Origin of the sequence: Methanothrix sp., from assembly GCF_024518575.1 — an archaeon.
GTDB lineage: Archaea > Halobacteriota > Methanosarcinia > Methanotrichales > Methanotrichaceae > Methanothrix_B.
The window spans coordinates 1-13792 of record NZ_JANIHG010000038.1 but is presented as its reverse complement, the minus strand read 5'-3'; the positions used below and the strand labels follow the sequence as shown (position 1 = coordinate 13792).

The window sequence follows — 13792 nt, the reverse complement described above, 5'->3', positions numbered from 1 at the left end:
CCTAATCGATATGCTTGGCGATTTTCAGACGACTTAGCTGAGACCGCAGCATTCTTTGGCGATCACGAGCACATTTTTCCTCAAAGTACATGCACTGCCCATAAACAGCAAGCTATAAATACTGCCAGTATATCCTAGGCTCTGAGCGGGTATCCGTTCTGTTTTGTGATCCACACTGAACCCCCACTCTCCTACCCGCTCATACATCCCCTAATCAGCGCTTTTGGGCATAAATCGTAGCTCTCCACTGCTTCCCGACACGCTGCCAAAAAGATCGGCATTTTTGTTTCAGATTACAGATGCTTCGACATGCCCGTAAGACTCTCGACTTTCCTCCTCGCGCATACCTGAGATGGATGCCGGTTTCTCTCGATGACACGCGCAGAGAACCGCTCTGCATTTTGTTCATAAACTTTATGAAAGATTCTCAAATAGCTATAAAGCCCCGCCAGTCGCAGCTGATTGATGGATTTTGAGTCGCGAGAGGTTGTCATGTCTGTCAGGAGACAGAAGCTTTACAGCAAGGAGATCTGTGCCTGCTCCATCTTCGGGGCTATGAGCAGAGGCGGGGAGAGGTTCACGGGCGAGCGCGTTATCCGGGCGATGGCGAATATGCATCACCGCGGCAACGGGCTTGGAGGAGGATTCGCAGCCTATGGCATCTACCCGGAGTTCAGGGACTACTATGCATTCCATCTCATGTTCACAGGAGATTACAGTGCTCAGAGGGCGGGGAAGAGAGCCGTTGAGGAGTTTCTCTTCAGCAGCTTTGATGTGGTGCATGATGAGGAGATTCCTCACAGTGATGATGTCTATGTCAGAGACCCGCCCCTTCTCTGGCGGTACTTCGTCTCGCCATCGAAGCGTGGTGAGGATCTTCATCTCTCAGATGATGAGTATGTAGTGAGAAAGGTGATTCATGTCAACTCAGCAATCGATAACGCATACATCTTCTCCTCGGGGAAGAACATGGGCTGCTTCAAGGGCGTTGGATATCCCGAGGAGATAGGGAGGTACTTCATGCTGGACAGGCTCTACAGGGGGTATCTATGGGCTGCGCACGGGAGATTCCCGACCAACAGCCAGGCCTGGTGGGGAGGGGCACATCCATTCGGGCTGCTCGATACCACTGTGGTCCACAACGGAGAGATCTCGTCTTACGGGACAAACCGGTGGTACCTGGAGATGTTCGGCTACAGGTGCACGCTCCACACCGATACAGAGGTCTTGGCATACGCCGTCGATCTTCTCATGAGACGACATGATCTCCCACTGGAGATCGTGGCGAAGATCCTCGCTCCGCCAGTATGGGATTCCATAGACAGGATGGATGTGAAGAAGAGAAGCCAGCTCACAGCTCTCAGGAGGGTCTACGCCCCGCTTCTCATGAACGGCCCGTTTGCGGTGATTGTAGCCCAGAGCGGAAGGATGATCGGCCTCACAGACAGGATAAGGCTCCGCCCGCTCACTGTGGCCACGCGGGGAGATATGTTCTACATCTCCTCAGAGGAGGCGTCTGTGAGGCTCATATCGCCAACCCTCGACGCTGTCTGGTCGCCCAGAGGCGGGGAGCCGGTCGTCTGCGAGCTTGATGGGAGGTTCAATCATGAGATCGCTGGTCCTGCCTGAGTTCACCATATTCAGAAGCGATGAGTGCGATGGATGCAGGGCATGCGAGCACCAGTGCCCGTTCGGGGCGCACACATACGATGCATCAAATGACAAGATGGTATCAGACAGCCGCAGATGCGCTGGCTGCCAGAGGTGTGCGGTATTCTGCCCGAAGGGCGCGATAGAGATACGCCCGTCGCCATCATTCTACAGACCGAATGCATCATGGTCGCGCGAGAGGATCGAGGATATAAAGAGGCAGGCGGAGAGCGGAGGAGTTCTCCTGACAGGCTGCGGTAGCGACAAGCCGTTCAGGATCTACTGGGATCACATGCTTCTCAACGCCTCCCAGGTCACCAACCCCTCCATAGATCCCCTGAGGGAGCCGATGGAGCTGCGGACGTTTCTGGGATCGAAGCCGGAGAGGCTCTTGTTGGGGGATGATACGGATACAGGCAGAGATCCTTTCCTGATGCTGGAGACGCCGATACTCTTCTCGGCGATGTCCTACGGGGCCATAAGCTACAATGCGTTTCAGGCTCTTGCGATCGCTGCATCCAGATCGGGCACGTTCTTCAACACAGGTGAGGGTGGCATGCCGGCCGAGATGAGATCCCGGTTTAAAAAGCAGACCATCGTCCAGGTGGCATCTGGCCGATTTGGAATAGATGCAGAGTACCTGAACTGCGCTGCTGCTGTTGAGATAAAGATAGGTCAGGGTGCGAAGCCAGGCATAGGCGGACATCTCCCGGGCGAGAAGGTCTCCCAGCATGTTGCTGCCACCAGAATGATCCCAGAGGGTACGGACGCGATATCGCCCGCGCCCCACCACGACATATACTCAATAGAGGATCTGGAGATGCTGATATCGGCAATAAAAGAGGTGACGAATTACGAGAAGCCGGTGATCGTAAAGGTTGCCGCGGTTCACAACATCAGCGCCATAGCATCCGGCATCGTGAGAGCAGGGGCTGACATACTGGCGATAGATGGCGTGCGCGGCGGCACAGGAGCTGCACCCAAGGTGATAAGGGACAATGTCGGAATACCAATAGAGCTCGCAATATCATCTGTGGACCGCCGCCTCAGAGATGAGGGGATAAGGGAGAGGTGCTCGATAATAGCCGGTGGGGGTATCAGATGCAGCGCTGATGTTGTAAAGGCGATCGCGCTTGGCGCTGATGCTGTCTACATCGGCACAGCTGCGCTCATCGCGATGGGATGCACACTATGCCAGAGATGCTACACCGGAAGATGCAGCTGGGGTATATGCACTCAGGATCCGGAACTGGTGAGAAGATTGAATCTCGACGATGCCTCGCAGAGGCTCGTAAACCTTCTCTCCGCCTGGTCTCATGAGATCAAGGAGATGCTCGGCGGAATGGGGATCAACGCCATAGAGAGCCTTAGAGGAAACCGAGATCAGCTGAGGGGAGTAGGGCTGCACGAGTGGGAGCTCGATGTGCTTGGGATAAAGGGTGCGGGAGAGTGAGAGCGTATGGAGGAGTTACAGCTGGAGATCTCATGCAGCCGCACGTACAGTGAAAGCGCGATTGAGATCGACGCTTCGCATATGGATACTAGGGAACTGAACAGCCTTCTCAGGGAGATTATGCTCTCCGGATATGAGAGAGCTGTTCTCAGAAACGTGTGCGGCCAGAGGTACATCGGCACAAGGCTCTACTCGCCAGAGCGGCGGGTCGTGACCATAGAGATATACGGCACTCCTGGAAACGACCTCGGGGCATTTCTCTTCGGACACAGGGTACTGGTCCATGGCAACGCTCAGGATGGGGTCGGGAACACGATGGAGTCCGGGGAGATAGTGATAGAAGGGCGGGCAGGAGATGTCACGGGAATGTCGATGCGCGGTGGAAGGATATTCGTGCAGGGCGATGTCGGCTACAGAGCAGCCCTTCATATGAAGGAGCACGATCAGAAGAGGCCTGTGATCGTCGTGGGCGGAACATCCCAGGACTTTCTCGGAGAGTACATGGCAGGCGGCATGGTCATACTCCTCGGCCTGTACGGGGCGCACACAGCCCGCTTCATCGGGAGCGGAATGCATGGCGGGGCGATATACCTCAGAGGGTCTATCAGAGAGGATCAGGTCGATGGTCATGTGCTCATCTCCAGGCCGGACGATGCTGATAGGGAGCTCCTTGGCCATCAAATCTCCGGGTTCCTCGAGCGCTTCCCGGATCTCTCGCTTGAGAGAGATGATATCCTTGAATGCGACTGGACAAAGCTCTCGCCCAGATCGAGCCGGCCCTACGGGAAGCTGTATGCCTGATGGTGTGAAGTGAATTTCGCGGTCGTTGGATCGAATGGCAGAGAGGGCAAACCGGGATAACCAGCATGGGAATTCACCATGTTATAGTGGAGCCCTCGAATTCTTGGATGTATGCGAGATCGTGGAAGGCATTATGTCAGTGCATGCTGACAGCCGGTTCCGACCCATGCCCCATCTCCGCGGGCGCTCCACCCTCTTCCAGCTCGCCTGCTGTGATCTCTCTTTGTCATCGGAGATTACGGATTCACACAAACCTTTAAATCTGTCTGCTCAGAGCTTGAGCCGGTGGTTTGATGAACAGACACGAGGCAGAGCACCTTCTCGAGCACTGGATAGAGCACAACGAGAGCCACAGCAGGAGCTTCAGGGACCGAGCAAAACAGATAAATGAGATAAGCCCAGAGGCCGCTAAGGCGATCGAGGAGGCAGCATCTCTCATGGACAGATGCACTGAGTGCCTCAAGAGGGCCATGGAGGCCCTGTGAAATGGTGGTTTGAATGGAGCTTGCTTACTACTATGATATGGCTGGAAATGCTGTTATGAAAAAGGTTCTGGATCAGGACTTCTTCAAGAGGCTCGGGCCGATAGTTCGCGAGGCCAGGTCCGTTGGGTTCGATAAGGAGGGTTTCCTTCTCTACATCAAGGCGAGGGACGATCTGGTGGAGGAGGCCAGAAAGCTGCTCGCGGACACTCCTGCCAGGCTGCTCGAGGGCGACGAGGCGGAGTCTGTCATAAATGCCTTCCGTGAGGAGCAGGAGTCGGCAGAGGCAGGGATGGGCACACTCTTCGGATGAGGCAGCATCCCTCCTGTTTTTGTTATTGTGCGATTGCTGAAAGCGCTAACTGCCGAATCGCGTTGATGGATTAAGCTTCTGCTGGGAATCCCTTACACCTGAACCGATCCATCGGGGAGCACCACTATCTCTCTTCTCGCATCGACGACGACCCATGTGCCCTCTTTCACATCAAGGATCCACTCCGGGACCCTGTCGACAAGAGGGATGTCGCTTATAATGGCTCCAACAGCCACTATCGGCTCAGATCGCAGATTGATCATCGCAGCCGGAGCCAGGCCCCTCTTCCTGAGCTGGTAGATGACATAAGATCCAACAGTGGAGCCCTTGCCTCCCGGGAATATTAGTACAGCTCCAGCGATTGATCTGCCGTAAAGCTCGTGAGAGGGATCGACGACCACGCCTGTCTCAGGGTTGACGTTGCCCAGGAAGGAGATGCGTTCTCTAGTGACAATAGCCGGCCCCTCGGCGCATCCGCCAGAGACTCTGTGGCATTTTATCTCCACTCAGGATCCCCCGGTTGCTGCATTTATGCATTCCTCCAACGATCCGAAGGACGCCTTTATGCCGCACATTCCAGGTATGTACGCTAGCGCCTTTCCCGAGTTAACCATCATGTGACTGAAGCGCTCGCTCGCAGGCGATACAACCATGCACGTGTCGCATATCACTTTGGCGCCGGAAGACTCTATCCTTTTTACGATATCAGGAGCTGATTCCGCGATCCTTCGGGATGTGCATACCCAGAGCTCTTTGCTCACATTTCTCCCCTCAAGCAGATCAGCGATCCTTTCCAGCTCCTGAAGGGAGCAGTGCGGGCATCCCAGAGCGACGATATCCACATCTGCATGCGAATTGTATACTGACATGATATCATCTTCATCTATAACGAGATGCTCGCATGCAGATGGTTCGTACTGCGGAGGCTCCTGAGTTACATCCTTAACGTAATAGAGGGCAACCGAGCCGCTCGCGGCCATGGCAGCGCCAAGTGCCTTCAGACCGTCTCTGTCCGGCCTGGAGCGCATCATGAAGAGCGGCACTCCATCTCCGACGATCTTTCCGACAAGAAACCCCAGCGATCCGTACTCCCTCACATCCGCTTCAACACTTATTACATGCGTTGGGACACGGTTCTCCTCGAGATGGTATCCGCAGAGTGGGGTCTTCCCGACCAGCGCTGCTGCCAGCGCGGAGGGCCCGCCCTCGCGGTTCGTCATCGCGCCTATGACCGAGTTCGCATAAGCCACTGCGGATGACTCAGACCAGGCCAGGTGATCCCCCCTGGCTGCTATGCTCTCGTACAGCAGGTATGGAGTGCATGTGCACTCGATGGTGACGCCGAGCCTTCTGTAGGCATCGATGATCTCGAGCTGCTTCCTGGCGAAATCCTCGTCGATCGACATCTCTCTCCATCTAAGTAGATCCATTCCAGCCGGATTGAGGATGCTCGGCACAGCGACCCTTCCATCCAGATCCGAGATCCACTCAAGCCCCGCGTCTCCTATGGTCTTGTACGAGACGCCAGCTATCTGCGCGCTCTTTATCTCAACGAGCCGCTCAGCTCCATAGATATCTCCAAGCGCAACAAGTATCTCCATCGCGCGCCTGAGCGTATCCCCGCGCTCGCCCTGGAGCAGCAGCTCCTCATCCCTGGTTAGATGCATCATCTCCCCCGTGCTCTGCGCGAAGACATTCAGAGAGCGTCAGCCGGATTCCGGAGCTCATCTGCTTTCTCCACTTCATCCGCCTGACCTCTTCTCATGTGATTGCATGGATAAAATCCAAGACTTCTGCGATCTGCCTAAGCAAAATCCTTCTTGCTTATGTTCCTCAGCCTCTCCACGCCCTTTATCTCCTCTATCACCTTTGCCACAGCCTCGGGAACGAGATGCTTCCAGTCTCCGCCATCGATCATGAGCTTTCTTATCACCGTGCCGGAGTATATCTCCCTCCTGTACATCGGCGGCCTTCTCACCTCCATCCCGGCCTCTGTGAAGAGCTCCACAACCAGTGGATTGTTCGAGTAAACCACCTCGAACGGCGGGGTCATGGACTTCACATGAGATACCCACACAGCATTCCTGTTTATGTCCGGCAGGGGTATTATGTAGAACCATCTGCCGAGCTCCCGGAGAGCGCCATAGATCATGGCGATCCTCTCACCAGCTGTGAAAGGATCCGTCACGGTATGGCTGATCTGGGCTGTGCCGATGCCGACTATGATCTCGTCGACCTCCCGGGAGATCTGCTCCAGCACCAGGTGATGGCCCATGTGGTATGGCTGGAATCTGCCTATGTAGAAGCCGCGCCTCATAGGATGCTCTTGCCGATCAGCCTTATCGAGCGCTCCTTGTCCGGACCGATTGGCGATCCCACCACTATCTGGTCGACACCTGTTTTGAGCAGCTCATCCACTCTTGCCATGCAGTCGTCAGGGGTTCCTGTGACGGAGAATACATCCAGCATCTTATCGGTCACGCTGTTCATTGCGCCTGCGAAATCGCCCTTCGATATCGACTTTGATATCGCATCCCTCTCCTGGATGCTGATGCCGTGCCTCTCCAGAACAGCATCTGGCGATCCTGCCGCTATGAATGCGACGACCTTCCTCGCCTCAGACGCAGCCTTCGACCTGTCCCTGTCGATGCTGAAGCTGGTGTACGCGCAGATCCTCACATCCTCCGGCTTCCTGCCTGCCCGCTGTATACCGTTTCTTATCAGTGGGATGGCCGCCCTGAAGTCCTCAGGATGCGAGGCGTTTATGAGAACACCATCCGCGATCTCACCGGCGAGCTCGAGCATCTTCGGCCCCTGCGCTCCCATGTATATCGGTATGTTTCCCGCGGAGAACGAGAGCTGAGCGTTCATGCCGCCCTGCGTGACCCTCTCCTTCCTGAGAAGGGACCTGATCACTGATACGCTCTCCCTGACCCTGCTGAGCGGCTTATCCCAGGCTATGCCCATCGCATCGAACGTCGCCTTATCCCCCGGACCGATCCCGAGGATCGCCCTGCCTCCTGAGATCTCGTTGATCGAGGCTATGCTGGAAGCGGTTATGATCGGGCTCCTGGTGTACGGATTTGTCACACCGGTCCCCAGCCTGATCCTGTTCGTGAGCATCGATAGAACTGCGAGCGTTGAGTAAACGTCTCTGTTGTTGTAATGGTCTGTGATCCATACCGTATCGAACCCGACATCCTCTGCGAGTTTGGACAGATACCCTATCTTCAGCACGGGATCTGATGGAACGAACTCTATTCCGAACAACTCATATCCTCCAGCACGATTTTGTCGCCGGTGGAGAGGCCGAAGAGCTCTGCGGCACTCCCGCCGTTGACCGCTATCTCTGCAAACCCATGGCTCCCGAGAGTTATAAGAGATTCGTTCCATCCGGCCTCTCCATAAGTTCGAACGCGTTTGAGCCTGCGGCCCATGAGCCTCACATCCATATCAGGCAGATATCTCATATTGAGAATCACGTTTCCGAAGTTATCCACATAGATGACGTTCGCCTCGATTCCGTTCGCGACGACCCTGGGGGATCCGAGATCCAGATCCTTGGGCTCAAAGGGCCTGCCGATATCCCTGAGGGGGGTACCGCATGCGATCTCAGCTGCAGCAGGCGCGAAGATGTCTCTCCCATGGAATGTCGGGGAGGCGTTATCAGGCACATCAAGCATCCAGGCGACAGGCGATCCGAGGGCGCGGGCGGCTGGCATTAAAATCCCGTTGTCCGGGCCGAGAAATACGTGGCCTCCGCTCTCCACGCAGATCGCAGCGCGCTCTGTTCCGACGCCTGGATCAACAACCGCGATGTGTATCGTGCCCCGCGGAAAGTATCTTGAGGCGACCATGAGCGCGAACGCGCCGCTTCTGACATCCTGTGGCGGTATGTCGGTGGCGATATCCACAAAGACGACGTCATCTGTTCTCTGAAGTATCACTCCCTTCATCTGTGAAACATAGAAGGGGCCGAAGTCCGTGAGGAAGGTTATCACCCTGCTCATCGATACATCTCCGTCAAAATCCGGCTGGAATACCGGAGCCTCCGATGCCCATGCGCCCCCGATCTCAGGATTGCTCTCACAAATATACTATGCTGAGATACTATGCTTAGCTCCTGATTCAGTCCAGGAGCACAATCCCGAAGAGGCTGAATCGCTCCTGATAGGACCTCAAGACCTCGAGATCGTAGCCGGCGTTTCTGAGAGTGGCGAAGACGTCTATGCCGCAGGCCTCAAGCGACGGCCGCATCATATCCTTATGCCTGCAGAGCACCGCGTCCGCTTGAACAGGCGCCTCGCCCCTGGCGATCTTCTCCTCTGCCACGCATGTCTCGCAGAATGTGCAGGGCAGAGCGCCCATCCCAAACGCCTTGTAGCAGCCCATCAGAAACGCCTGGCGCTCAAGCTCGAAGATCGTTTTGTGGAGAGCTGTTAGCGAGTCCCAAATGTAATGGTGAATCCGCCTCGGCTCGTATCCGGGATTCGGCTTGGGCGAGAACCTTGCCAGCACCGCGAAATCGTAATCTGCAAGCATCCTCCTGGTCTCCTCCGGTGCCGGAGCGTATGGCGGGCAGCAGAGATGCTTCCCGTAAGCCCTGCACCCGTATCTGCACTTCCACCTCACCCATTCACCCACGACCACGATTCCCGTGGAGATGAGCCTGATATCCTGATGGACCTCCTTGAGTCTGGCGAGAACCTCATCGAGATCGATCCTGTGGCTTTGTCGGTCTGTCATATGATCAATTATTGTTTTTCGTGTATAAATCCCTTTGACACCACTGAGCTGCACATCCAAATCTCGGAGCGGGTCCACAAACTCACTTGTTTCGCGAGATCTTCATAGGCACAAGAAGACTGAGAAATCATCGCACACATCGTAAAGGTTAAAGCCCTGGAAGAGCGACCTCGCCATATGGCACCAAGGGTGCTCTTCACAACGGTCTACAAGAACGATGACGAGCCCTATGATTACATAGGCACCAATTCGAGGAGCAGATGGTTCAGGTTCTACTGGCCCAGGATACAGTCGTTCGGGCTCAGGTTTCTGAAGCAGAACATTCCAGAGCTGGAGATCCTGGAGTATCCCACCTGGGAGGAGTATCTTCGCAAGCTTGATGAAGGCTGGGATGTCGTTGGATTCTCTTTTTATCTCAACGAGACACATGAGATCCTGGAGATGGTGGAGGCAGCGCGGGCAAGGGGAATAAACGAATTATGGGCCGGCAACTACGGCGCCCTGACCCCTGAAATACAGGACAGGTTCGACAGGGTCTTCGTGGGATATGCAGAGCACCAGGTGGCGCCGTATTTTGGGAGAAGGATCGAGAAGGTCATACACCCTCCGCTGATCGAGTACCTGTCCACCCCCTTCGGGCTGAAGCTGAACATCTACGGAATCCTCTTCACAACAAGGGGTTGCGGGGTTGGGTGCAAGTTCTGCCAGACCCCATGCTTCGCGCCAAAGCCAACGCCGATACCCCTTGAGAGCATCGAGAGGGTGGTGAACTACTACAAGAAGAACAACATCAATGTGGTGATAATAGAGGACGAGAACTTCGGCGCAAACAGAAAGCATGCAGACAGGGTCGTTGAGATTTTAGATGAGTACGACATGGTCTGGGGATGCATGGCCAGGGCTGACTACCTCAGAGAGAAGATAGAGGAGTGGGTTTCGATGAGGCGGCGCGTGGCCAGGCGTGATGGTAGCGCGCGGAGGATGGTGAGCGGTTTCGCAGGTGCAGCCATCGGAATCGAGAACCTCCATCAGGAGCGCCTGGATGACATAAAGAAGCGTGAGGGAGTCGAGGATATTGTGGAGACGATAAAGCTCCTCCAGAGCCATGGCATGGGCACTGTTGGATACTACATGATCGGATTCGAGGATGACACAGTGAGATCGATAGACGAGGACATAAAGAGGGTCGCGGGGCTCAAGCTCGATATAACTCAGATATGCGTGCTAACGCCGCTGCCTCAGACGCAGCTCTGGAACGAGATCCAGGAGCGCTACGGCATATTCGATCATGATTACCATCACTTCGACGGAAAGCACCTGGTCTGGAACCATCCCCACATATCCCCGAAGGAGATGGAGGAGGTGCTCGACCGGTCCCTCAAGCGCGTCTACCCCTGGACCACACCTCTGAGAACGTCTGCGCGGGTGTGGAGGAATGCGTACCGGTATGCAGGATTACAGGGGCTCAAAGAGGTCTTCTCATACATAACAAGAGCGAACAGCTTCGACTTCGAGACCAAGGTTCCGAGGCTTCTGGTATGAGGCGGTGAGTCATATGCGCGTTCTGCTGCTCGCCTCCCCTGTGGTCCAGCCCGACTTCGACAGGATCTCGAGGATACCCGACCTCGGCCTCGTCTCGCTCGCAGCTGCAATTGACGATCTCTGTGATGTGCACGTCGCTGACCTCCACGGCATAAAGGAGCCAGATGAATTTGTGAGGAGGCATGCGAACCGATACGATCTGATCGGGCTCACAGCGATGAGCTTTCAGTACGCGAAAGCGCTTGAGCTCGCCAGTATCGCGAAGGACGCAGGCGCAGAGGTTGTGATCGGCGGCTACCACCCCACGCTCTTCTACAGGGAGATCGGCTCAAGCAGCGATCTGAGACTTATAGATTACATCGTCCGGGGTGAGGGGGAGATGACATTCAGGGAGCTCGTGAGGGCTCTGATCACGGGCAAGCCCCTAGATGATGTCCTGGGACTCTCCTACAGATCCGGGTTGGAGATGAGGCACAATCCTCCAAGACCCCTCCTCGCTCCGGAGGAGATCGAGATGCCCAACAGGGATGTTCGTCTGATCAGAGATGGTTTCTACGCATTTGATGTTCCTGTGGACTCTGTGGAGACGAGCAGGGGATGCACACAGGGATGCAAGTTCTGCTCGATCAACAGCATGTACGGCAGGAGCTTCCGCAAGTTCGATATCAAAAGAGTCATAGAGGACATACAGGATGCGGAGGAGCACGGCGCCGGTTCGATATTCTTCCCCGATGACAACATCACGTTAGATGTTAAGAGACTCGAGGCGATATGCGATGCCATCATAGACGCAGGTCTGACGCACCTGCGGTACAAGACACAGGCATCTGCATCAGGCATCGGCTCGAGTGAGCGCCTGGTCAGAAAAATGGGCGAGGCTGGCTTCGACGGCGTCTTCCTCGGCGTTGAGAGCGCCAGCAAGAGGAACCTCCAGTTTTTTGGAAAGGGAAGGATGGCGGATCATGCAGAGCGTGCTGTGAGGTATCTACACCAGAACGAGATCATAGTATCCACAGGGCTCATCGGCGGAAATCCGGATGACACAGCAGAGGACATTTGGGCGAACTTCCATCTCGCAAGGCAGCTCAAAGTCGATTTTCCGATATTTTACATTAACACCCCTTACCCCAAGACCCCGATGCGCGAGGAGCTGGAGCGGATGGGATTGATAACGAACAACGATTTCAGGTTCTACGATGGTCTACATGCGAATGTCCGCACGAAGCATCTGAGCGCAGAGGAGGTACAGTACATCACGTGGGAGATGAACGCCAGGTACTACAACTGGGAGTGGTTTAAGTACAACAAGGTCAAGAGGCTGTATCCGAGATGGTTCGCGAGGGAGGCCCTGCGGCTAGCTCCGATGTATGCGAAAAGAAAGATCGAGCTGCTTCTGAGGATCAAGAGCAGAAGAGATCTCTTTCTCGAGGATCTGGCGCGCGGGGAGCTGTGCAAAGGAGTCGCATGAGTGAAACACATTCTCGGCGGTGCTCAACAGATTGTCTCCCATCAAAAGGCTTGCTGGAATCGCTCGTCCCCTCAATGGTTAATTCGATGGCTCTTTCCCTGGCGCCACCCCCTACGCCGGGAAGAACGAGGAGAGCGTGGTCTGGCGGGAGAACGCGTTTGAGTAACGCTTCCACTCGCCCGACTTCGTCCTCATCCTGCTCTCCGCTGATCTGATCGCCTCCTCCAGGCTCTCGAACCTCAGGGGGCGCGATGCGAGGGCTGCTCTGGCCGCGTCTCTCACGACCCAGACTCCAAGGGGTGCCCAGTACTCCTCCGTGATCTCCCTGAGCGCGAGGACCCCAGCCTGTCTCTTCATCCGGAGAAGGTGCTCGAGCACAGGCAGACGTGCAGCGTAGTATCCGCCGGCAAGCGGGCTGTAAGATCGCTTCCCTGCGATATCCTCTCGATCAGATCCTATCCAGAGCCGCTCAGGGGACCATGCGGACCCTGGATGCCATATCTCTATCAGCTCAAACGAATACGCCCCGGGCATGAGAAGTATCTCGAAGTGGTTTCCGAGAATGCCCCCTGAGTAGAGCTCGTATCCGCCCATCTCAGGCATATCAAGAACGCGGCTGCGCAGAGCGTTTCCGATGATGTCGTCTGATGCTGTTATTGCCCATCTTGTGGGAACGAGCCTGCGGTCTCTTCCAAGAAGACCTATGGAGAGGAGACGTGAGATGTGGTCTACGCTGATCGAGGAGCTGTAAAGCTCATAGACTGCAGATGACGCCCTGACATCTGTATCGCCCACCATCTGATCGACCTTCCTGGGAACAGATGGATCTCCTGTGATATCTATGTCCTCGATCCTGCCGCCCGGACCCATTGGAGAGAGAACGCCATCGAAGAGCATCCTCCCCTCTGGAGGTTTGACGAAAGAGACCTCGGTCTCAACAGGCTTGCTGGACATTGCTATCTGCTGGGAGCTTTCCAGAAGCCTCCCCGGATTTTTTGCATCGTGAACATGTATCTCGAGCTCTGACCTGATCATCCTGGTTCTGAGAGAGATTATTCTCGAGATATCAAGTGCAGGCTGTTCTGAACTGCCAACTGGCAGGAGGGGGCCGGCTCTCACGACCGGATATCCGTGCCTTCCGACAAAGACTTCAGGCGGTGACTCCCCTGAGAGACGATTCCCTATTCTTGGCAGAGCGGCAAGCTCCTCTAGCTTTATCAGCAGCGGACACACAGGCCGGCCGCAGAGGCCGCGCCCCTTGCATGTAATGCATCTTATCGCCATGAGAGCGTGGATGGAGGGGTGAACTCCTCTATCTGATAGATTTGGACGAAACT

14 protein-coding genes are annotated in these 13792 nt (G+C 55.5%); 7 read left to right on the top strand and 7 right to left on the bottom strand.

Translation table 11 applies throughout. The features are described from left to right. The first annotated feature begins 492 nt into the window (after positions 1 to 492). From NQU42_RS07150 to NQU42_RS07130, 5 genes are all read left to right on the top strand, one after another. Positions 493 to 1629: a glutamine amidotransferase family protein gene (locus tag NQU42_RS07150; RefSeq protein WP_366070265.1), complete on the top strand. Its 1137-nt coding sequence runs from the start codon at positions 493 to 495 to the stop codon at positions 1627 to 1629. After that, positions 1607 to 3103, top strand: coding sequence for a glutamate synthase-related protein (locus NQU42_RS07145; RefSeq protein ID WP_296610217.1), 1497 nt, complete (start codon positions 1607 to 1609; stop codon positions 3101 to 3103). The genes NQU42_RS07150 and NQU42_RS07145 overlap by 23 nt, the downstream gene beginning before the upstream one ends. Before the next feature lie 6 nt (positions 3104 to 3109). Next, on the top strand, positions 3110 to 3904 hold the full coding sequence (locus tag NQU42_RS07140; RefSeq protein ID WP_296610215.1) for a hypothetical protein: 795 nt from the start codon (positions 3110 to 3112) through the stop codon (positions 3902 to 3904). Between the two features lie 293 nt (positions 3905 to 4197). After that, positions 4198 to 4389 carry a hypothetical protein gene (locus NQU42_RS07135; RefSeq protein ID WP_296610214.1) on the top strand — a complete coding sequence of 64 codons (192 nt, stop codon included), beginning with the start codon at positions 4198 to 4200 and terminating at the stop codon, positions 4387 to 4389. 13 nt (positions 4390 to 4402) lie between these two features. Further along, positions 4403 to 4699 (top strand): hypothetical protein, encoded by a 297-nt coding sequence (locus NQU42_RS07130; protein WP_296610212.1) that lies wholly within the window; start codon positions 4403 to 4405, stop codon positions 4697 to 4699. A gap of 92 nt (positions 4700 to 4791) precedes the next feature. Here the strand turns inward: NQU42_RS07130 and NQU42_RS07125 are convergent, their stop codons facing one another. The 6 genes from NQU42_RS07125 to NQU42_RS07100 all read right to left on the bottom strand — a co-directional run bounded on the left by NQU42_RS07125 (position 4792) and on the right by NQU42_RS07100 (position 9445). Then, a complete protein-coding gene (locus NQU42_RS07125) occupies positions 4792 to 5205 on the bottom strand; it encodes a DUF126 domain-containing protein (protein WP_296610211.1) in 414 nt (137 codons plus the stop codon). Next, complete coding sequence (locus NQU42_RS07120; RefSeq protein ID WP_366070263.1) at positions 5206 to 6366, bottom strand: aconitase X catalytic domain-containing protein; 1161 nt, start codon at positions 6364 to 6366, stop codon at positions 5206 to 5208. 137 nt (positions 6367 to 6503) lie between these two features. After that, complete coding sequence (locus NQU42_RS07115) at positions 6504 to 7016, bottom strand: nicotinamide-nucleotide adenylyltransferase (RefSeq protein WP_296610207.1); 513 nt, start codon at positions 7014 to 7016, stop codon at positions 6504 to 6506. Then, positions 7013 to 7969 (bottom strand): 5,10-methylenetetrahydromethanopterin reductase, encoded by a 957-nt coding sequence (gene mer / locus NQU42_RS07110; RefSeq protein WP_296610206.1) that lies wholly within the window; start codon positions 7967 to 7969, stop codon positions 7013 to 7015. The genes NQU42_RS07115 and mer overlap by 4 nt, the downstream gene beginning before the upstream one ends. Further along, positions 7957 to 8709, bottom strand: a complete 753-nt coding sequence (locus NQU42_RS07105; RefSeq protein ID WP_296610205.1) for an SAM-dependent chlorinase/fluorinase — start codon at positions 8707 to 8709, stop codon at positions 7957 to 7959. Before NQU42_RS07105 ends, mer begins: the two co-directional genes overlap by 13 nt. Positions 8710 to 8827: 118 nt before the next feature. Next, positions 8828 to 9445 carry a DUF2284 domain-containing protein gene (locus tag NQU42_RS07100; protein WP_296610204.1) on the bottom strand — a complete coding sequence of 206 codons (618 nt, stop codon included), beginning with the start codon at positions 9443 to 9445 and terminating at the stop codon, positions 8828 to 8830. Positions 9446 to 9622: 177 nt separating this feature from the next. Here NQU42_RS07100 and NQU42_RS07095 point away from each other — a divergent pair, with 177 nt between their 5' ends. Then, positions 9623 to 10987, top strand: a complete 1365-nt coding sequence (locus NQU42_RS07095; protein WP_296610203.1) for a radical SAM protein — start codon at positions 9623 to 9625, stop codon at positions 10985 to 10987. 13 nt (positions 10988 to 11000) lie between these two features. Then, positions 11001 to 12455, top strand: coding sequence for a radical SAM protein (locus NQU42_RS07090; protein WP_296610201.1), 1455 nt, complete (start codon positions 11001 to 11003; stop codon positions 12453 to 12455). Between the two features lie 111 nt (positions 12456 to 12566). Here the strand turns inward: NQU42_RS07090 and NQU42_RS07085 are convergent. Continuing rightward, on the bottom strand, positions 12567 to 13792 hold a 1226-nt coding region (locus NQU42_RS07085; protein WP_366070258.1), incomplete at its 5' end, for an Nre family DNA repair protein.